Genomic DNA, 19,636 nt, shown 5'->3' with positions numbered 1-19,636 from the left:
TTAGAAGTCTTTTTCGCCCTTAATCACCGCAGGATGACCCGATATCGCTTTTGAAGTGTGCATTCCTGCCATCGTCGCCGCTTCGACGCAGCCCGCATTAAGGCCTGTCTTTATCCAATCGCCCGTTATATACAGGTTATCTATCCCTGTGCCATCTGTCGTGATGCGATACTGCGAGCTGTCTTTTACCGATAAGACATAACGCTCGGATGGGTCTACATTTGCGCGCCAATATTGGCTATCGAAGCGGGCAACTCCTTGACGGCCTTGTTCATCGTGTAACCATTTCCAAGGGAAGCTATCACCGACATTTTGCCAAAGTTTATGGATTTCGGTATTGAGTTGATGGATAGCGCCCGCTTTTGCTTCTAAGGTTTTCCGTTGTTGGAAATCTACATCCGAGCTTGGTGGATAGGCCTCGACAGGCAATGCCGAGCAAAAGTAACTGGCATTTTTAGGTTCTAAGCCGCGCCAATCTTCTTTGTCTAGCAGTTGGTTCATTGATGCCCAAGTATCGAAGGGTTCGGTGAAGCCCGATAATACGGGTTCCTCGCCATCTTCAGAGTAATTAGGCCAGCCTATCCCATTCAGATCTTGGTTCATCCACAGTTGATAGGCTTGAGTGGCGACAGTTTGCACCTTATCAACGCAAAGCTTGAGGGCTGGGCTTTGTGCCATGACTTCACTCGCCACGTGGGGCACAGAACCTATGGATAGACCGAAGATCACTTTGTCGAAATCTACGCCTTTGACTAAACGCTTTTTCGGCAGGGCTTTGCCAAAGTGAGTTTCATACACGCTGTCCCAATCGTTCCAGAAGTGTTCAAGATTGATATTATGGGCTTTAAGCAATGCCGCTTGTTCAGGCTCAAGTTGCTCATAATTGGGCGTACTCGGCCAGCAAGCGAGCCCTTTAACATCGACCAAGGGATCGTAGTTTGTGACAGTCGGCGCCAGAGCTACTTGCTCAGTGATCTCAATCGCTTGAACGCTTTGATTACGGCATTCGAGATTATCGATGCGATTGAAGTAGTGGAAGTTGACTCCGCGGTGTTTGAGCACTTCGTAAAAAGGTGTAAACACAACATCACCCATACCCGCCTGCATTTTCCACATCACGCCACCTTGATAGCACAGGGCAATACGCAGCATAGCGCGGATAATTGTGCCCGCTTCGACATTAGGTTTGTCGAAGTTCCCTTTCTCATAGGCAAACACTAAGTCGTAAAAACCGCGCACTGGGGCGCTGTCGACTGTGTACTTAAGGCTGGCGCCGTGTTTGGTTAACCATTCGCGATAATCATAGCCATTGATGGCATCAAAGCCTTTTTCAAATACATCGTCGGCAAACATGCCCTTGAGGATCGTGAGCCCCAGATCGGCGGCTATATATAAGTGGCGCAGTTCGTCATTATTATCTAAATGTCCGCTAAAACGTTTCACGAGTCTTTGATGCAGGGCATCGACGGCCGATTCTACAAAACCATCGTCACTTTCACTGTGTACATGCTCATCGCACTCGCGGCCAATCATTTGATTAAAATGGCATTCAAGCTTATCACCGAGCGCGTCGAGTGATTCTTTGGCATCTTCGACCGAATCCTCTAACTTATCTTTTAAGCGTTCAAACCAGCTGCTATCGAGCCAGTTTTTAGGTGTTCCCATGGCTTTTTCATCTGCATCGAGCAGGTCATCCATGTCTTTGAGCCATTCTTTGATCCACGCAAAGGCGACTTTAACGACTTTCCAGAAGGTGAGGGTTTCGGTGCCATCACCTGGGATGCCTGGTAACATTGGGAAAGTGATTGGCCAACTTACAGAACGGCCATCAACTTCTTCCTGTAAGACGATGAAGTTATGGGGTTTAAAGGCATCAAAAAAAGTCGCAAGCGGCGCGTTTGCTGGCCTATCCAATTCCTCATACGCTTTGCGCATTAAGGCAAACGCGTTTTGATAGAAACCAAACCAGATGTGTAAACCATGTTCTTCGATGCGTTGCCCCATAGCGGCATTGCGGCCACTTGCCCCTTTACCACCGATACGCCAGCCGAGTTGATAGACATCAATCTCATATTGATTCTGCCAGCCGGGTTTATCGGTTAGATAACAGGCTGCTGTCATTGCCGCGACACCGCCACCGAGAATGGCTATTTTCTGTTTTTTGATTTCGGAGTTATCGACTAATACCTCGCCGGGCGGCACTTCAAAATCGAAGTTCACATGGTAAGGGAGTAAAACGTGCTGCTCACCAATCTCGACCCCGAGCGTATCTTTTAACGGGAAGCTGGCATTATCAAAAATGGTCGCGACAAAATCATTTTTTAGCAGGGCAACACTGTGCACTTTATTCACTTGGGCTGGCGCGGCAACGATGGCTTGATAAATGGCTTTTTGCCCTGACGAGTCGGGGAACTGTTTTAGAAATACTTGATCGATAGCGGGTTTAAATAACAGATGAAATAGCTGTTCTTCGCCAAGCTGGTCAAGTTCTGGAATAAAATCGGTTTGTTCTTTAAAGAGTTGCCAAGTTTGAGCTATCGCTTCAAGGGTTGAAAGCTGTGCCTCGGGTTTGGCATCGCAATTCACTTCAATTAATGGATGCAGGGCAAGTTCGGTTTCGGGTGAGAAATGTAAAAAACTTTTGGTCTCAAGGGATAATCGCGTCAGAGGCTCGCCAACCGCTGGCATAGTGTATTCACATAAATACTTAGGATAACCAAAGAGTTCTCTGCCATTAATTAAGGCCATGGCATCGTTCACCCAAATGTGTAGCGGCTGAAAATACACTTGGCTGATTTGTTTACTGTCGCTGCTATCTTGGCGCCCGACCATGACCCAAGTGATGATGTCCGTTTCTTGGATCCAGCCCTTAGCTCTGTCCTCTGGATAAGCGGAGTAGGCTTTTTCAATTTGAGTGAAGGTTGTCAGTACGTAGGGAGACAGCACCTTAAAATACATTGCGCTACCGGCAACTTGATTCAGGGTTTTATCGATAGAGCATTGCAGGTTTTCCTGTTTCCCCTTAAGAAAAAAACCGTACATATTGGCTTTATTTAGCACTAAGGGCGAGTGCATCAACATACTGCCTTGGGGATAAATAAAGTCGGGGCGCTGTTTTTCCATGGCGTTCATCCTTAAATTTCAGTGTAAGTCCAATGATTTGGGAGTTATAGCCCAAAAAGCATAGGGCAAATAAGCAATTAAGCCCATTGATTTTACACTGGAATGATTAAGTATTTGAGAGGTGATAACGGGGGTTGAGTAGCAAGTTGGATATTATCCAACTTGCTCAGATTTGGCAGGTTTAGCACAGAACGAATTTGTAAAACAAACCCGTGAGAGCAAGGGTACTTAGATTTAGTTACTTCGATTTATTTTGGTAGAAATCCACCTCTGTATTATCGTCCGAGTAACGTCGCTTAGTATCTCTGCGGCGCTGTTTCACGCGTTTATTCTTTTGCTTACCTTTGACGTTATCGCCCCATGGCGCATCATCGTCGTCAAATTCATAGGAGTGTGACATGGTCAAAATTCCAAAAATACCTGTGCCATTCGCAGCACCCGATCTTTTTACCCAAAGGTGAGATGAAGCTAAAGCGAAATATTTCATCACTGATGGTGAAAAGTTTTGTCCAAAGGCTATATCTTGCCACTGAAATGGCCGTATCTGAGATTTTAATGGGGAGTGCGTTGGTTATCTTTATGATAATTAAAGGATAAGTGTAATTATCATCAGAAATTATATTATATGATTGAAACTGGCGCCCAGAATGAAAGGCGCCAAGTTTTGATACAAAATAATGAGTTAGTGTTACTTGACGCGCAGCATACGCGCGACAAACATACCATCACTATTAGCTTCAAAGGGCCAAACGGTCAACATTTCTGTTTGTTCACCCGTAAAAGGATGGCGTATCGGCGTGAGCGTGAACTCTGGATGTTGCTTTAAAAACGCCGTCACCACGTCTTGGTTCTCGAGCGGCGACAAGGAACACGTGGCGTAAACGAGTACGCCGCCCGCTTTAACTGCGCGGCTACTGCGGCTTAAAATATCGAGCTGTAACGCGGCTTTATCGGCCACGGCCTCAACACTATCCAACCAACGCATATCGGGATTACGTCGCCAAGTCCCAGTGCAACTGCACGGGGCATCGACTAACACACCGTCGAAATGATCCGCAGGTACCGGCAGGGCATCGCTCTTCCAACGGGCAACGCTAATACCGTTAAAGTGAGCTCTTTGGGCGCGTTTAGTGAGTTCTTCTAGGGCATTGGAGCGAATATCTGACGATATAATGCTGCCCGTAGAGGGTGTTTGAGTATCAGCAGCCTTGGTCAGCATCAAAGAGCGCAGTTGCAGGGTTTTTCCGCCAGCACCACTGCAAGCATCCCACCAATGGGCATCGGGTTCTGGCGCGCAAATTTGCCCTATGACCTGTGAAGCCAAATCTTGGATCTCAATGTTACCGTCTTTATACAGGGCGATTTCATTAAGATTCATACTCTTACTGCCAAGGTTAATCGCATCGTTAAAGTAATGACCATAACTAGCATCGATGCCAAGCGCTTGCAGTTGTGTCGCCGCATCTTGGCTAGTGATCCCCTGTGCGCGGCCCCAAATTGGTGGGCGACTAGACATAGCAGCAATTAATTGGGTTTGCTGCGCCGTATCTACAGGGCACACTTGCCAGAACCAGTCGGGTAATAAATCCTGTGATTTAAACTCAGTCGCGGGAAATAAATACTGTATCAGTGCCAATTTGTCGTCGAGACTTTCAACGGTAAGTGCTTGAGCTTGCTGATAATCGATGGGCGATTGTGATAACTCATGCCAAGCGCTAGCAATATCTTGCCATGCGTGAGCTTCCAATAGGGCACTGGCGCTTAGGCTGGCAAAATAAGTCGCTGATTCTTGTTGATCGCCTATTCGCTGAAACCAACCCCACCAACGAAATAGACTAAATAAGGATTCACGGATGACTTTACGATCCTTCGAGCCGTGTTTTTTATGTTCTCTAAAGTAGTTGGCCAGAATACGGTCGGCGGGCATTTTACTGCTTTGAATTTCATCGAATAATTGCTTAATTGTACTGGCGTAACTGAGCGCACGTTTTTGCGCTGGGGTGCTCGCCTCTGCATTTAATGCTGACGATGTGTTTGAGTTGGATGCTTTACCGGAAGAGAAGCTGCTTGGATTACCCATAAATTTAGCCTGAATTATGCTCTCTGTGGCTGCGCCTTATGTAGGAGGCATAACTGTAACAGAGGGGAAAAATAAGTGGCGCAGAGTGTAGCAGTTTTGCCCGATAACAGGCAGAAAAAAAGCCCCAAAGTAGCATCAACTTGCGGGGCTTTTTGTGGTTGAGTCACTGAGACTCATGGTGCATTCAGTACCAAAGGGTTATTTGCAGGCTATTCGCTCAATTACCGCTTGGAAGGTGACTATTTCGTCACCATTTTTTGGATTTGCTTAGCCCGTTCTTCATCGCTCATTTCCACCGGTGGCGGCGTAACTATGCCTTTTTGGCAAGCAGGTCTGAGTGCTAACTCATCTAACCAACGTTGCAAATGGGTCAAACCTTCCATATTGATGCCGCTCCACTCGTGGATCCGCACCCAAGGCCAAGTTGCGATGTCGGCAATCGTGTATTCGTCACCAGCAAGGTATTGATTTGTAGCTAGTTGAGTATTCATAACCTCGAATAAACGTCGACCTTCTTTTTGATACCTGTCAATTGCTGCGGGGATTTTTTCAGGGAAGTACCTAAAGAATACGTTGGCTTGTCCCATCATGGGACCGACGCCGCTCATTTGGAACATTAACCATTGGATCACCTGTGAGCGCTTTTTAGGATCGGCTGGCAGGAATTTACCTGTTTTTTCGGCGAGATACAGCAGAATAGCACCGGATTCGAATACCACAAAATCCTCGTTATCGCGGTCGATAACGGCGGGAATGCGACCATTGGGATTGATGGCGATAAACTCGGGCTGTTTTTGCTCACTGGTGCTGAAATCTAATTTATGGACGCGATATTCAAGTCCCATTTCTTCCAGTGCGATGGAAATTTTAAAACCGTTAGGGGTCGCGGCTGTGTATAAATCTATCATGATGATTCCTTTAGGTTATAACGCTTATAGCTACTCACTTTAGTGCCCATGAATATTCATTATCAGGCATTAGCGCCGCTATTTTTTAGGGGTTAACGATACTATGGCAGGACGCTGCGCCATAGTGATGAACCAAGCCTTGAGATGCGGCAAGCTGTCAGTGACTTCAATATCTAAATTCTTAATAAAGCTGATAAAAACGTAAGCCGAAATATCGGCAATGCTGAATTCATCGCTTGCCACAAAGGCTGACTTGCTCAATTGTTGGTCTAAGGTTGGTAGGAAGTCAATGACCCTTTGGCGTGATTCTACGCCCCAAGACTCGACACAATTTTCCCTGTCTTTATAGACACCGCTTAAATTACGAAAGGCTTGAAACCCGACCATTAATCCTTGTAACTCTATGATACGTTGCCACATTTCTACTTTGGCGCGCTCAAGCGGTGTATTACCAAACAGTGAACGCTCACTCGGGTGGATTTCGTCTAAATAGCGGCAAATGGCAACAGATTCACACAGGTAGCTGCCATCATCGAGTTCGAGCAGCGGAATGCGGCCATTTACACTTTTGGCTTTAAACTCGGCGCTTAAATTCTCGCCTCCACGGATATCGACGTTCACTCTTGGCACTTCTATGCCTTTTTCCGCAAGAAAAATACTGACGCGGCGTGCGCTGGGAGTCGGAGCTAATTCGTAGAGTTTCATCTAAAGTCCTGTAGTTTTTATCAGTGCTTTATGCTCGATTCGGGCACATAAGGCTTTTTCTGAACGTTCGGTTAGGTTAGAATTTACGCCATATCTAAACGAACAGTCAAGAATGATTTACCCCTCAACTTTCTGTAGTAAAGAGGAATGGTGAAGCTGATCGTGAACGCGTATTCAAGAGATTAGGTCGCAGGCTATGGCACGGAGTTGTAATTTTGATCGGCAAGAAAAACTCATATTGGCGATGGAGCTTTTTTGGCAAAAGGGCTTTGCCGAAACCTCGATTTCCGATCTCGTCGGCCATTTAGGCATTAATCGATTTAGTCTCTATAACAGTTTTGGCGACAAGCAGAATCTTTACCGCGAGTGCCTCCGTTTTTACCTTGATTATTACTCCTTTGGCGCTTCAGATACTTTGCTGCATGAAAAAGCGGGCTTGGCTGAAATAGAAGCTTATTTAGCGCGCTTTGTTGCTTTGCAGCGGGAGCAAAAGTATGGCTGTTTTATGCAAAATGCCGTGCTCGAAAAGAGCCTTAACGATGAAAGTGTGCTGCAGGAATGTCAGCGATTATTTTGTCGATTACAGACCTCATTCACCCAAGTGTTACAAGTTTGCCAAGCGCGTGGAGAGCTATTAGCCCATGTGCAACCACATCAAGTTGCTGCTTTTTTAGTGCTGCAATTACAAGGGATTAGAGTGTTAGGCAAGGCGGGCGAATATGAGTTGTTAGACAATGCGTTTGTTGTATTGCAAGACTATTTACGTAGTTTGAGTGCTAATCAGACTGCATAACTGCAAATGACATAGTTTGATTGGCCTAGGTTTTGCCTAGGCCATGTTTTTAGAAATCTATTTTTTAAAAGTCTATTTCTAAAAGTCCAAGTCCAGCGCAAAACACAGATAGGCCATCAGTTGAGTGCAGTGTGCAAACTGCTCGGCACAAAAACTGGCTGCATCTGGACGGCAGAGTTCCTCAAAGGCGATATTTTTAACTGCGATAAAATCTTTTCGTTTTAGCTCTATCAGCATAGGGTGGTTTTTATCAAATCCCTTTGGTGGTCTAGTTAAGCTGTCGCCATCCATATTAAATCCATGACCTTGTAAGGTCTGTAGCGCCTTTTTATAGCCGTTAGGATTCTCATCAATACAAGTGCGAATGGCATTTAAGGCTTTTGATTCTGGGTGCCAAATCCCTGCTGCAATAAAACAGCCATCTTCGGCAATATGTAGATACAGTCCCGGGGCATGTACGTCTTTACCTTGAAAATGGCGAAATTGAATGCCGACATTGGTTTTATAGGGCGTTTTATCTTTGCTAAAACGGCTGTCTCGCTGGGGACGCATCAAGCTGCCGCCGACTTTTTTTGGTACGACAGTGAGCCTAGGCGAGAGGGCGAGGATACTGGGCTGCATTTGCTCGATAAACTGCAGTGCAGGCGTTCGCACTGTTTCTTCGTATTCCGCCTGATGGGCTTTAAACCAGTCGCGGGAGTTGTTTTGTGCCAGTTGATTTAAAAATTGCAGGCTCGCAGCGCTGAACGTTACACCAGTCGCGATGGGGATTTTAGTTGTTAGAGTGGCCATTATCAGGGAACCTTATTAATGCAGATAAACCGAGCACAAGCAGTATTAATGTCGATTGAGGAGCAAGGTGAGTTGCTGACATATCCTTCCGTATCGCCTGCCCGTTCTTACTCACGATAGTTAAAACACGATAGTTAAGACTGCCAAATAGGGTGCCAATACTGCCATCCTTCGGCAAGATCTTCACTTAAATTTTTGCATTGTGCCGCTTCTACCTTGTTTTCAATAAGTCGGTTATTTACACGTAAAGCTAAGTGAGAACTATTCTTATCTTTCTCGTTAGTGCCTATAATGCCGCCCTATTTTTAGATTGGTTTGTTAATAGGATGACGTTGAATGGGTTGCCTGCCTAAGTGTGATAAGTGGAAAGCGAATAGAAATCTGTCGCTTATGGGATTATGTATATTGCCCTCAATGCCGTTGTACGCCGCTGAGGTATTGGGCGAGCCTAAGGTTGAGCCGATTGAGATCCTGCAGGTTCATGGGCAGCAATATCGCAGGGCTATCACAGTCGCTAAACCCGGTGAAGCGATTATTTCCATGGATCAAATCGAGGAGATGCAGGCGACAACTTTCGCCGAAGTGATCGATGATATGGCGGGGGCGCATATCGATGGTGGTACCCGCAGCGGCGGTGAGCGGATTAATATCTGGGGCTTTGGCGAGACTGAAGATTTTAACGTTTATGTGGATAATGCTCCGGTGGGATTTGAGCAGTATCGCTACGGCTCATTTTTCCTCGATCCTGACCTCATCAAACGAGTGGAAGTGATCAAAGGCGCCCATGACGTGCGCTCGGGCAATGGCGGTTTTGGTGGTGCCATGTATGTGGTCACTAAATCGGCTGATGATTTTCTTAAATATGATCAATCCCTTGGCGCGCGAGTCAAAACCAGCTACGCCAGCAATAATGACGCTATGGGTTATACGGGGACAGTTTATGGCCGCGTGAATTCACATCTATCTGGCTTGCTGCATCTTACGCGTCGCGATGCGGGGGATGTCACTTTAGCCAATGGTGAAGAGTTTGAATATTCGGGCTATGAGCAAGATAACTACCTAGGTAAGATGGATTATGCGCAGGGCGATCACCAATTAGCCTTGAGCGTGACCCATTATCTTGATGAGGGCCGCAAACCTTGGGCTAACCGCCGTGGCCCTATGCCTGCAATTTCGGACTACAACATCAAAAAGTACGGTTCCTACGAGCAGGCTCTGTATGCCACAACCGCCTACAACACCTATGAAGACAACACTTGGTCGGCAAATTATCGCTATTCGCCGAGTAATCCCCTGATCGATACCCAAGTGGTGATTTCCCATTCGGCGAATGCACGCCACTGGGTAAGACCCGATATCGCGTGGGAGAAAATGACGGTTTCCGTAGGCAACTTCGGTCACGAATCTTGGCTAGACTATAAACGTGACTACATTGATATTAACAACTTGAGCTTGATTGGTGACCATGAGATCACCACAGGATTGCAGTACCGCAGTCTCGACCGTACTTCGCTTGTGTTTAACAAGAGTTATGAGAAGAATCCTGAGAAAAACTTTGGCTGGTACACACCTTATTATCAACCCGAAGGTCGCCAAGACACATATGCCGTGTATGTTCGCGATGCGATTCATCTCACCAACGACTTAACCGTCACTCCCTCGCTGCGATATGATTTTATCTACAGCATAGGTCGGCCAAATATTGCGCCAGATTATAACGACATCAACGCGGGTCACGATTATAGCTCGACTCACCACTCGGGATTCTCACCAAGATTAGGCATAGATTACCAACTGACAAACTATGCTCGGTTAAACTTTGATTACGCCTATAGTCTGCAAGCCCCTGTGGTGGATGAGATTTATGCCGTGCAATACGCCAAAGCCAGCATTACCGGTACGAGTCGCGACATCGATGTCGAACGCTTACATGCCTTCAAATTAGGCCTAATGACGCAGCATCAGCATGTACTTGCCAATGAGGATGCCTTGTCGACGCAAATCACCCTGTTTGCCAATTTAGGTCGTGATGATATTGCCCAGCGCCGCGGAGCTAAGTCTGATAAAACCCAGTTAATTCAAAGTGGTTATACAAATCTTGATGGTTACCATATTTACGGTGCCGATTTTGAAGCCCAATATCGCTATCAAGATGTGTTCAGTGATCTTGCGGTTTCATGGCTGCAAGGACAGCACAATGGGTCACTCAGAGACAGCCAAGATGACGATGAATATTTAGCTAACATAGCCCCGCTCGATATTCGTTTGCGTTTAGGCATGTATATCACAGATGACATTTCTATCGCTTGGCAGGGCGCTTGGTATAATGCGCAAACCAATGTTCCCCACGGCGATATCTTTAATGCCGAATCGCCGAGCGAGAATTACTTCCTGCAGAATGTGTATCTCGCCTATGAACCTCAAGCCAGTTTAAAGGGCTTAAGCGTGCGTTTGATGGTGAAAAACCTCACCAATCTGCAAGTGGTGCCGTTTCTCTCCGATGGGATACCCGCTGCGGGGCGCGATGTTCGCTTGAGTTTAGCCTATGAATTTTAAAGATTAATCACCAAGTCAGTGTGGGCGCGGTTTATAAAACTTATAAAAAATAGGGTTATATTGCTTAAGCCCCCTGCCGAAAAAAGCCAGTTTATGGCATAATCCGCGTTTTACTAGGCATATAGAACAGAAAAATGACTGAAAATGAATTGCTAAGTCGCTGTGGCGGCAAGTGTGAACTGTGTGGCAGCGAGATCGAACTCTCTATTTATGATCTGCCAGCCTCCGATGGCCGTGACAATGAGATCATGATTTGTGAAACCTGCAGTGGCCAAATTGCGGCACCGGATACCATGGACATGAACCACTGGCGTTGTCTGAACGACAGCATGTGGAGCCCTGTACCGGCAGTTCAAGTGATGTCATATCGTATGCTTAAGCGCTTAAATGGCGAAAGCTGGGCGCAAGATTTACTGGATATGCTTTACCTTGAAGACGATGTAAAAGCGTGGGGCGATGCTGAAGTTGCCGCCGCAGGTGACGACACTACCCCAACGTTAGACAGTAATGGTGCCGTGATTAACGCTGGCGATACGGTCGTGATCATCAAAGATTTAAACGTGAAAGGCACTAGCTTTGTGGCTAAGCGCGGCACAGCTGTGCGTAACATTGCTTTGACCAACAACCCAGAGCACATTGAAGGCCGTGTTAACGGTACTCGCATTGTGATCCTGACGTGCTTCGTTAAAAAGTCTTAAGTTGAACCTAGTGTGGGCTCGATTTATCGAGCCGCACACCATAAAAAACCGCCATGCTCGTTAATCGACATGGCGGTTTTTTTATTTTGAATTAGAGAGTTAAGATACGCAGCGGGTGACTTGATATTGGCGTGCATAGCCCTGCGGATTAAATTGCCAAGATAGTATCCACGCCATCAGACTTATGCCACCGAGCAATAACCACGCACTGTTAAAGCTATTGAAATTATCGCGAATTAATCCAGCAATCCAAGGCGAAATGGCGGCAATGGTATAACCCACACCTTGTACAAAGGCGGTTAATTTACCCGCTAACATCGGATTTTGTTGATGATCCATAGTCACAATTAATCCGAGTGGAAAAATCCCGCCTATGCCTAATCCCGCAAGTCCTGCCCATAAAAATAGCGACACTTGAGGGGCGAGTGCAAGTCCCATAAAGCCGATGAGTTGCAGTAAGCACAGTAGGGCAATAATAGCGCGTCTGTCCGTTGACTTGCTGGCAAGCCAAGGAAACACTAAGCCCGCGATCACTTCCATGCTGGTTAAGAAACCTAACACTAATCCCGATTGAGTTTGGCTATAACCTAGCTCGACTGCGTAGGGGGCTAACCATGCAAGTACGCAGACATAACAACTTGTGCCTAATGCAAAAAATATCGCCAATAGCCAACTGCGACGAAAACGCCAAAAGTTAAGTTGCAAAGCTTGCTCTTTTGCTTGGCTCGGTAATGCGGCTTTATGTTTAATCAGGAGCCACAGCACGAGTGCGAATATGCCTAACCAAGTCCAATGACCTAGACCCGCGCGCCAACCTAAGTTCATCCCGATAAAAGGTGCGCTACTCGCCGCTAATGCCGCGCCACCCATAATGGCGGTGACGTAAAGCCCCATCATTAAGGGCACCCGTTCACCGAAATTAAGCTTAATCATGGCGGGCATTATGGTTTGAATGAGGGCGATTGCGACCCCTGCCAGTAATGCCGAGCAGATAAGCCAATTGGCATCTATCGCCCAGAAGCGCATTGCAGTGGCGCCGATCAGCAGTAGCAATGATCCTGTCATTACGGTATTGAATCCTAAACGTTTGGCGATACTAAAGCCTGCAAAACAACCCAGTCCCATGGCGAGCACGGGCAGCAATGTCAGCATAGATGCTAAGGTAAAGCTTAAGCTGATATCCTTTTGTATGCTGGGCAGTAAAGGCCCAACGGAGGCGAGAATGGGACGTAGATTTAGACCAATAAGGATGAACGCGAGTCCGAGCAGCAATAAATTCGCTTTCTCTGTCTGGGGGGATCGCATGGATTGTCTCCAAAAATAAGCTGAGTTTGATTTGCTGAAAAAGTGATTTGTAGCAGCATTTAGCATACTCATGATGATTTCCTTTCAACAACAGTAGGTTGAAACTGCATCACTACAATTCAAAAAGAATCTCTTTCAGATGTATCTTGATATAAAGATATTTTAATTCTGCGAGAAAATGACTAAGATGTAAAGAATGATGTAAAGAATCTTTATATTGAGATAAACCTATGACAGCTAAAATGACGCTAACTAATGCCAGTCCTGCGGATACTAACGCGAGTTCTACGGATAAAAAGAAAGTAGATTCGAATACTAAAGAAGATGGTCTCGATAGAATTGTTGAACAGTGGCAACAGCAAGGGGTGACTGAGGATTTGATCCCTATGGCTGTGCTCGGGCGAATCGCTCGTTTAACGAAATATATCGAAGTGGTACTGCTGCAATGCCACGCCGAATTTGGCTTAGGTCAGGGGGAATTCGATGTGCTCGCGACGTTAAGGCGCTCGGGAGAGCCGTTTACACTCTCGCCTTCGCAACTTTATCAGAGCATGATGCTAAGTTCAGGCGCTATGACGAGCCGTTTAGACAGACTCGAGAATAAGGGGCTGATAGCGCGAACGCACAGTAAGGAAGACCGCCGCGCCGTCCATGTTTCGTTAACTGCCGAGGGAAAGGCGCTCATTGATAAGGCATTGCCGCAGCATATTCAATGTCAGAGTGCCTTGTTAGCGGGCGTGAGCGCTGAAGATAGGCCTATGTTGTTGCAGGTTTTAAAATCTTGGCTGAACCAATTTGAGCCGCAATAAATCGTTTAAACTTCACGTGAGTTTTAGTTTCTAGTGTTAGACATCTGGCGATAAGCGATAGCCGAGCGCTATTAGCCAATATGAGTCAGCCGCGCGGGACAACATTCGATAGTACAAGGGAGTTGCCATGGTAAAAAGACGTGAAGCATTTGAATTAGCAGGTAAACGAGTCACAGCAGGGACTCAATTGGGGATCAAGCTGGCCGCCGCTAAGTTGTATACCGATACGCAACTCGATATTCATGTTGAAGTGTTTCACGGGGCCAAACCCGGCCCAACTTTACTGGTTTGCGCCGCCATTCATGGGGATGAACTCAATGGTATCGAGATTTGTCGGCGACTATTAGCCAGAGTCAATCCCAAGAATCTGACGGGCACCTTGATTGTGGTGCCGATTGTGAATGTGTTTGGTTTTATTCAGCAATCCCGTTATTTACCCGATAGGCGGGATCTCAACCGCTGCTTCCCAGGCTCCAGTAAAGGGGCACTAGCAAGCCGGTTAGCCAACCTCTTTGCCACTCAGTTATTAGTCCATGCAACCCATGTGATTGATTTACATACGGGCGCGATTCACAGAGACAACTTGCCGCAAATTCGCTGTGATACCAGCGATGAGACTATGCTGGCCATGGCGAATGCCTTTGGTGCACCGCTGATTATGCATTCAAAAGCGCGCAGTGTTTCGATGCGGGGTTATGCTAATCAGCAGGGCATTCCGTGCATTTTGTACGAGGCGGGCGAGGCGCTACGTTTCAGTGAATTGTCGATAAAATCCGGCCTCAAGGGCGTGCTCAATGTGATGCGCAGTTTAGGCATGTTGAAGGGACGGGTAAGCAATAAGGGCTCGAGTGTTAGCGCCATTCGCAGTTATTGGGTGCGCAGCGAATCCGACGGCTTAGTGAATATGAAGCTCAAGCTCGGCCAGCGGGTGACTAAGGGTTATATCATTGCCCATATCGTCAGCCCCCACGGCGGTGACAGTGTGGCGATTCGTGCACCAACCGACGGCATCATCATAGGGATCAGCAATATTCCCGTTACTAACGAAGGCGAGGGCATGTTCCATATCGCCCAGTTTGAAGGCGACGAAATTGAAATGGCCAATGAACAGCTCGATGAATTTTTGATGGAATATGCTTAACCGCAGACTTGTTGGCATTGGATATACAGCCACAGAAGTCGCTAAGATGGTTTTGCGACTTCTGTGATCCTTTTTAAGTGCTTATTTTTACTTCGCTAACTTCTGCCTAGTCATCCTACGAATGCCATTTTCGACATTCCCAAATATCTAAACTCACTAGAGTTTAAACCGTTCCACTGAGCTGGTGAGTGAGTGGGCAAGCGTGGTGACTTCGTTGCTACGTTTGGCCATGTCCATGGCTTCATTGGCATTTTGATCCGCTGCTTGCGCCGCCTCGCTCATGCTTGATTCAATACGTTGACTGTAATCTAGCTGCTCATGGGCGGCGTGGGTGATTTCTAGACTCATGTCATTGAGTGTATGCAAAGTGCTTTCTATGTGGGTGATAGCATCCTGCAGATTTTGGCTTTGTCCGACACACTCATTTGCTTGATTTTGCCCCGTAGTAATTGCATCGGCTGCCGTGGACGTTTCTTTTTGCAGGGCCGTGATCATGGTTTGAATTTCGGCGGTGGCGGCTTGGGTGCGTGAGGCAAGTGATCGCACTTCATCGGCCACGACGGCAAAACCACGACCATGTTCCCCCGCTCTGGCGGCTTCAATGGCGGCGTTCAGTGCCAGCAAATTGGTTTGTTCGGCAATGCTGCTAATGGTGGTTAAAATGCTGCCAATATTATCGCTTTGAATGCTCAAGCGAGACATGACTTCAACTGAGCTACTTAAACGGGCGCTCAGTTCGGCAATTTTATTGCGATTATCATCGGCAATTTGCTTCACTTGATTACCGTATTTCGAGGCTTGACTGATTTGTCTCGCCGACTCACTGGCCTGTTCTGTCACTAGATTTGAGCTAGTAAACATCTGTTCTGCCAAGGCTTTCGTTTCATCGACTCGACTGATTTGCGCCGTTGCGGCATTGGCGATGCGCTGGCCTTGCTCATTGGTTTGGGTGGCAGAGCTGTCCAATGAATGGGCATTTTGGCTGATATTGGTTAACAGCTTGGCAAGATCGTCACTCAAGGTATTCATGTTATCGATTAGGGCACCAAATTCATCGTTATGGCGTTTATGAATGCGTTTAGATAAATCCCCTCGGGCGATACTGGCGAGTGCGCCGTTCACTAAGGCCAAGGGATTGAGCATGGCCTTGGAGGTGAAGAAGGAGATAAAACTCACCATGATGATAAATACCAGCGCTAGTACAATCGCTAAGGTTTGACCCTGTTGAATATCATTACTGGCGATGGTTTGCAGGCTGGTAAATCGGCGGTCGGCTAAGTTGATTAACTTATCTAAGGCGAGATTATTCGCATTAAACTCTTTATCGGCATCGAGGTAATGTTGCTCAGCTTGTCGTTGTGCCTCAACTACGGCTTCCTGCACTTTATAAAGTTCGGCAGGCGCTGCGATTAAGGTATTGATAATCACATATTCTTGCTCGAATGTTTGCAGTAGGCCTAAGGTATCAAGCCCATCAGTTTGTTGTTTTAAAAAGGTAAAGTTAGTGGTGAGGTTCCCCAGTAAAATACCGACATCCTGTTGGTGCGATTGAATAACATCCAAACTTTGAGTGTGGATCAGTTCCCCCATAGTGTTGGCTAGCGTATAGAGCATGTCGTCAATGCGAGTACCTGTGCCGACAATTTCTTCGAGTAAAGTGGGATTATCGGGGATGGAAAGAGTTTCGAGATCAATCATCGCATTACTGGCGTTGGTCTTGGCATGGTTAAAGCGCTCAAAGAGTTGCAGGTACTGCCGTTTTGCTTGTTCATTGGCGAGTTTCGCGCTAAACATGGCTTGGCTTTGCTGCAAATAGGCTTGGTATCTTGCCTGTGCTTCATCTAGAGAAGTCTGCATTTTAGGTTGATCTGCAACTCGCTCAATTAACTCATTTTCGATACTTTGATATTTCTTCTGCAGCGCGGTAAATGCTTGCTGACTTTTGGTTAAGGCGGCAGTGTCTTGCTGACTATGGGCTAAGGTGGCAAGGCGTGACATTTTTAATAGCACTAGTTGTAAGCTATTACTCTGCTTTTGCACGGGTACGGCTAAGGTTTCAATATTTTGATAGGCGGTTTGTACTTGGGAGAGTGAATAGTAGAAAAAGCTACTACCAGCGATGAGCAGCGCGCCAATTGCACTAAAACTAAAGATGATTTTTTGTTTTATGGTAAGCGTTAACATAGTGCGAAAACCTCTTCTATGACTGTCCCTGTAAAATGGGTTTATTAATGGTTAGATCGCTGTTTTCGTTGAAATATTGATTTAAGTGTAGCAGAGTTCGTCATAAGTACAGTGATTAGTTCAATTGAATGTTTAGATTTAATTTAGGTTAACTAGTTGGTTTTATTATTTAAAATTATTTCAACCCTATCTTGAAAAGGATTAAAGATGAAATCAGTCGTGTTAGGTGAAAACCTTATCGTACCGACAAAAATTCTCTGCATTGGGCGTAACTATGTTGAGCATATCCATGAATTAGGTAACGAAATCCCCGAGGATATGGTGGTATTTTTAAAGCCCAACTCGGCCATTTCGACTGTGCTTCATTCTGAGCATCAAGGGGAAACCTTGCATTATGAAACCGAGCTGTGTTTTATGTTTCAAAATGGCCGTTTCAGTAGCGTCGCCGTCGGTTTAGATCTCACAAAACGTGATTTGCAAACTAAGTTAAAAGCTAAGGGATTGCCTTGGGAGCGAGCAAAAGCCTTTGATGGTGCAGCGTTATTCAGTCCGTTTGTGGCGATTGATTATGCAGAGGCGCCGCTGCATTTTACCTTGAGTATCAACGACAACTTGGTGCAAGAGGGGCATATCGATTTAATGATCTACAAACCTCAGACCATATTGTCCGAACTACAAGCGTTTATCAGTCTAGATGACGGCGATATTGTGATGACAGGCACCCCCAAGGGCGTGGGAAGTATTCCCGCTAAAAGTGTATTCAACGTGACGCTGAGCCGGGGTTTGCAAGCGAGTGCTGAGCCCTTACTCGAATGGCAATGGTTAAGTGTTTAGTGATAAATCGCTGAGTAGCTCGCATGATTGAACCTGATGACGTAAAAAAGACTGCTGTATTGCAGGTGTCAATTTGCCAGCCTCTGCAACAATTTTTGCTTGCGTTAGGGGCGAGTCAAGCTGCTGTTGAACGTTACTTACCACAGTTTAAAGCGTTGAACGTGCCGGCGGGAGAGGTGCTTCTTGGCCAAGGAAATGAGCAGTCACAGGCATATTTTGTTGTGGATGGTATCGTGCGCGCTTGCCATTATACTCAGGAGGGCACAGAGCGCTGTAAGGAGTTTTATTTCGAGGGTGAATTGTGTTTTTTGTATGTCAGTTGGCTTAAGCAAATTCCCGCTCGTTACCAATTAGAAGCTTTAAGCGCCTGTAAACTTATCCAAATGCCGTTATCCGTGTTGGATGATACTTCGCTGCAGCCCGTGCAACTAGGGTTACTTAAACAGCAATTATTGTATAAAGAACAAAAGGAAGCCTTTTTACTGCTGCACACACCTGAGCAACGTTATCTGTATTTACGCGAACATTCACCATTTTGGCTTGAGCGGTTAAGCCAAGGTCAGCTAGCTAATTATATTGGTATTACGGCAATCAGTTTGTCGCGTATGCGTCGACGACTTCAAGACTCTTTTTAACGTTTTTTGCCCCCAGTTAACTTAAGTTAATGCGCTAAAGCGCGATTTCCATGATGCTGAGCCTTAAGTTGCGCTCTCAAGTCTGTAAGGCTTGCAATCTGAGTGCGCATTATTGCTTAAAGCTAAGGGGCTTAATAAGTTGACTGCGTTTACTTTGTCTCAAATTTTGGTGGCGATAGCCATTATCTTCGATCTGATTTCGTTTCAATTTAAGGCGCGGGAGCGGATTGTCGCCTGCCTTTTTGTATCGGGTATTCTGATTTCTATTCATTTTTGTCTGTTGCAGCAATGGACTGCTGCAGGCTTAATGGGCATAGCCACAGTGCGTTATCTCACCAGCATGTTTACGACGTCAAAGGTGGCCATGTGGTGTTTTTCTAGCGCAGCAGTGGCAATGAGTATCGTGACCTTCAATGGCATAACGACAGTGATCAGTTGTATAGGTACCTTGTTTCAAACCCGCGCCGCATTCTGTCAAAGGGATAAAGATCTTAGATTACTGATGATAGTCGGAACCAGTTTTTGGCTTGTTCACAATGCCTTAGTGGGATCGCCCGTGGCGGTATTGATGGAGATATTATTTATTGGCAGTAATTTGCTGGGCTATTATCGGCATTATTTTCGCGGGCGGCTTAAGCAACTTCCGTGATCAGCCAAGGTCATCTCTAGCCTTAACTGAGAGGTTAAATTTTTAGCGCTTGCATAGTCGTTTTGGCGTTGATGTGAAGAGCATCTTTGTGCGTGATTAATCTAGGATAGCTAGAGTCCCGCGACGGCTTCCATATCCAGCTCGATATCAGTACAGCCTTTGGCACAGTAAATTCCTGCCGCTTGTTCGGCTTTTGCCTGCTCAGGCAATATCACTTTAAGTGTCAGTTTACAGCTGGGACATTGCACTGGCTTACCTTTAAATACCCGTTTAATCAGATTTTTCTGTTCATTAAACGAGGTTGCAGTGGTTTGATTTAACACGGCAAAGGGGCTAGTAGACGCTGTTGTCATCGGCAGTGAAATCCTTAAAAATTGAGTGAATGATATGGCTTAAAAATGAGCAACTCACGACGCTGTCAATC

The 19,636-nt window shown here is 46.2% G+C and carries 17 protein-coding genes; 8 read left to right on the top strand and 9 right to left on the bottom strand.

All coding sequences use genetic code 11. From position 1 onward, the window contains the following. The 5 genes from RA178_RS15490 to RA178_RS15470 all read right to left on the bottom strand — a co-directional run bounded on the left by RA178_RS15490 (position 1) and on the right by RA178_RS15470 (position 6,816). The gene (locus RA178_RS15490; RefSeq protein ID WP_306682648.1) at positions 1 to 3,123 is read right to left on the bottom strand and encodes an NAD(P)-binding protein; all 3,123 of its coding nucleotides are present in this window, start codon (positions 3,121 to 3,123) and stop codon (positions 1 to 3) included. 238 nt (positions 3,124 to 3,361) lie between these two features. After that, positions 3,362 to 3,523, bottom strand: a complete 162-nt coding sequence (locus tag RA178_RS15485; RefSeq protein ID WP_006080915.1) for a hypothetical protein — start codon at positions 3,521 to 3,523, stop codon at positions 3,362 to 3,364. Positions 3,524 to 3,811: 288 nt separating this feature from the next. Continuing rightward, positions 3,812 to 5,203, bottom strand: coding sequence for an RsmB/NOP family class I SAM-dependent RNA methyltransferase (locus tag RA178_RS15480; RefSeq protein ID WP_306682646.1), 1,392 nt, complete (start codon positions 5,201 to 5,203; stop codon positions 3,812 to 3,814). A gap of 239 nt (positions 5,204 to 5,442) precedes the next feature. Further along, positions 5,443 to 6,111, bottom strand: a complete 669-nt coding sequence (locus RA178_RS15475; protein WP_306682644.1) for a glutathione S-transferase family protein — start codon at positions 6,109 to 6,111, stop codon at positions 5,443 to 5,445. A 78-nt stretch (positions 6,112 to 6,189) separates the two neighbouring features. After that, positions 6,190 to 6,816 carry a glutathione S-transferase gene (locus tag RA178_RS15470; RefSeq protein WP_306682643.1) on the bottom strand — a complete coding sequence of 209 codons (627 nt, stop codon included), beginning with the start codon at positions 6,814 to 6,816 and terminating at the stop codon, positions 6,190 to 6,192. A 196-nt stretch (positions 6,817 to 7,012) separates the two neighbouring features. On the opposite strand from RA178_RS15470, the gene RA178_RS15465 reads away from it, so the two are divergent. Continuing rightward, positions 7,013 to 7,609, top strand: coding sequence for a TetR/AcrR family transcriptional regulator (locus RA178_RS15465; RefSeq protein WP_306682642.1), 597 nt, complete (start codon positions 7,013 to 7,015; stop codon positions 7,607 to 7,609). 78 nt (positions 7,610 to 7,687) lie between these two features. Here RA178_RS15465 and RA178_RS15460 read toward each other — a convergent pair whose 3' ends face one another. Then, complete coding sequence (locus tag RA178_RS15460) at positions 7,688 to 8,401, bottom strand: DUF2461 domain-containing protein (RefSeq protein ID WP_306682641.1); 714 nt, start codon at positions 8,399 to 8,401, stop codon at positions 7,688 to 7,690. A 336-nt stretch (positions 8,402 to 8,737) separates the two neighbouring features. On the opposite strand from RA178_RS15460, the gene RA178_RS15455 reads away from it, so the two are divergent. Then, positions 8,738 to 10,957, top strand: a complete 2,220-nt coding sequence (locus RA178_RS15455) for a TonB-dependent receptor domain-containing protein (protein ID WP_306682640.1) — start codon at positions 8,738 to 8,740, stop codon at positions 10,955 to 10,957. A 134-nt stretch (positions 10,958 to 11,091) separates the two neighbouring features. After that, on the top strand, positions 11,092 to 11,655 hold the full coding sequence (locus RA178_RS15450; protein ID WP_006080922.1) for a PhnA domain-containing protein: 564 nt from the start codon (positions 11,092 to 11,094) through the stop codon (positions 11,653 to 11,655). A 99-nt stretch (positions 11,656 to 11,754) separates the two neighbouring features. Here the strand turns inward: RA178_RS15450 and RA178_RS15445 are convergent, their stop codons facing one another. After that, the gene (locus tag RA178_RS15445; protein WP_306682639.1) at positions 11,755 to 12,960 is read right to left on the bottom strand and encodes an MFS transporter; all 1,206 of its coding nucleotides are present in this window, start codon (positions 12,958 to 12,960) and stop codon (positions 11,755 to 11,757) included. Positions 12,961 to 13,190: 230 nt separating this feature from the next. Between RA178_RS15445 and RA178_RS15440 the strand changes: the two genes are divergently transcribed. Beyond that, the gene (locus RA178_RS15440) at positions 13,191 to 13,769 is read left to right on the top strand and encodes a MarR family winged helix-turn-helix transcriptional regulator (RefSeq protein WP_306682638.1); all 579 of its coding nucleotides are present in this window, start codon (positions 13,191 to 13,193) and stop codon (positions 13,767 to 13,769) included. 127 nt (positions 13,770 to 13,896) lie between these two features. Beyond that, positions 13,897 to 14,910, top strand: coding sequence for a succinylglutamate desuccinylase/aspartoacylase family protein (locus tag RA178_RS15435; RefSeq protein ID WP_006080925.1), 1,014 nt, complete (start codon positions 13,897 to 13,899; stop codon positions 14,908 to 14,910). Positions 14,911 to 15,066: 156 nt separating this feature from the next. Here RA178_RS15435 and RA178_RS15430 read toward each other — a convergent pair whose 3' ends face one another. Further along, positions 15,067 to 17,094: a methyl-accepting chemotaxis protein gene (locus RA178_RS15430; protein ID WP_261272190.1), complete on the bottom strand. Its 2,028-nt coding sequence runs from the start codon at positions 17,092 to 17,094 to the stop codon at positions 15,067 to 15,069. Positions 17,095 to 17,301: 207 nt separating this feature from the next. On the opposite strand from RA178_RS15430, the gene RA178_RS15425 reads away from it, so the two are divergent. From RA178_RS15425 to RA178_RS15415, 3 genes are all read left to right on the top strand, one after another. Further along, a complete protein-coding gene (locus tag RA178_RS15425; RefSeq protein WP_261272189.1) occupies positions 17,302 to 17,928 on the top strand; it encodes a fumarylacetoacetate hydrolase family protein in 627 nt (208 codons plus the stop codon). A gap of 23 nt (positions 17,929 to 17,951) precedes the next feature. Next, entirely contained in the window at positions 17,952 to 18,563 is a 612-nt protein-coding gene (locus RA178_RS15420; protein WP_259563934.1) for a Crp/Fnr family transcriptional regulator, read from the top strand. 139 nt (positions 18,564 to 18,702) lie between these two features. Then, positions 18,703 to 19,212: a YgjV family protein gene (locus tag RA178_RS15415; RefSeq protein WP_220592436.1), complete on the top strand. Its 510-nt coding sequence runs from the start codon at positions 18,703 to 18,705 to the stop codon at positions 19,210 to 19,212. Positions 19,213 to 19,322: 110 nt separating this feature from the next. Here the strand turns inward: RA178_RS15415 and RA178_RS15410 are convergent, their stop codons facing one another. Next, entirely contained in the window at positions 19,323 to 19,565 is a 243-nt protein-coding gene (locus RA178_RS15410) for a hypothetical protein (RefSeq protein ID WP_261272188.1), read from the bottom strand. Between the last annotated feature and the right edge of the window lie 71 nt (positions 19,566 to 19,636).

Origin of the sequence: Shewanella oncorhynchi, from assembly GCF_030848765.1 — a bacterium.
GTDB classification, from domain to species: Bacteria; Pseudomonadota; Gammaproteobacteria; order Enterobacterales; family Shewanellaceae; genus Shewanella; species Shewanella oncorhynchi.
Note: the sequence above shows the minus strand (reverse complement) of the source record. Positions and strands in the feature narration are given on the sequence as shown.

Bases quoted from the DNA above. Each gene is read 5' to 3' on its own strand.
- RA178_RS15420 (WP_259563934.1), top strand. From the start codon at position 17,952: ATGATTGAACCTGATGACGTAAAAAAGACTGCTGTATTGCAGGTGTCA.
- RA178_RS15485 (WP_006080915.1), bottom strand. From the start codon at position 3,523: ATGTCACACTCCTATGAATTTGACGACGATGATGCGCCATGGGGCGAT.
- RA178_RS15490 (WP_306682648.1), bottom strand. From the start codon at position 3,123: ATGGAAAAACAGCGCCCCGACTTTATTTATCCCCAAGGCAGTATGTTG.
- RA178_RS15430 (WP_261272190.1), bottom strand. From the start codon at position 17,094: ATGTTAACGCTTACCATAAAACAAAAAATCATCTTTAGTTTTAGTGCA.
- RA178_RS15440 (WP_306682638.1), top strand. From the start codon at position 13,191: ATGACAGCTAAAATGACGCTAACTAATGCCAGTCCTGCGGATACTAAC.
- RA178_RS15435 (WP_006080925.1), top strand. From the start codon at position 13,897: ATGGTAAAAAGACGTGAAGCATTTGAATTAGCAGGTAAACGAGTCACA.
- RA178_RS15455 (WP_306682640.1), top strand. From the start codon at position 8,738: ATGGGTTGCCTGCCTAAGTGTGATAAGTGGAAAGCGAATAGAAATCTG.
- RA178_RS15475 (WP_306682644.1), bottom strand. From the start codon at position 6,111: ATGATAGATTTATACACAGCCGCGACCCCTAACGGTTTTAAAATTTCC.
- RA178_RS15445 (WP_306682639.1), bottom strand. From the start codon at position 12,960: ATGCGATCCCCCCAGACAGAGAAAGCGAATTTATTGCTGCTCGGACTC.
- RA178_RS15465 (WP_306682642.1), top strand. From the start codon at position 7,013: ATGGCACGGAGTTGTAATTTTGATCGGCAAGAAAAACTCATATTGGCG.
- RA178_RS15480 (WP_306682646.1), bottom strand. From the start codon at position 5,203: ATGGGTAATCCAAGCAGCTTCTCTTCCGGTAAAGCATCCAACTCAAAC.
- RA178_RS15470 (WP_306682643.1), bottom strand. From the start codon at position 6,816: ATGAAACTCTACGAATTAGCTCCGACTCCCAGCGCACGCCGCGTCAGT.
- RA178_RS15410 (WP_261272188.1), bottom strand. From the start codon at position 19,565: ATGACAACAGCGTCTACTAGCCCCTTTGCCGTGTTAAATCAAACCACT.
- RA178_RS15460 (WP_306682641.1), bottom strand. From the start codon at position 8,401: ATGGCCACTCTAACAACTAAAATCCCCATCGCGACTGGTGTAACGTTC.
- RA178_RS15425 (WP_261272189.1), top strand. From the start codon at position 17,302: ATGAAATCAGTCGTGTTAGGTGAAAACCTTATCGTACCGACAAAAATT.
- RA178_RS15450 (WP_006080922.1), top strand. From the start codon at position 11,092: ATGACTGAAAATGAATTGCTAAGTCGCTGTGGCGGCAAGTGTGAACTG.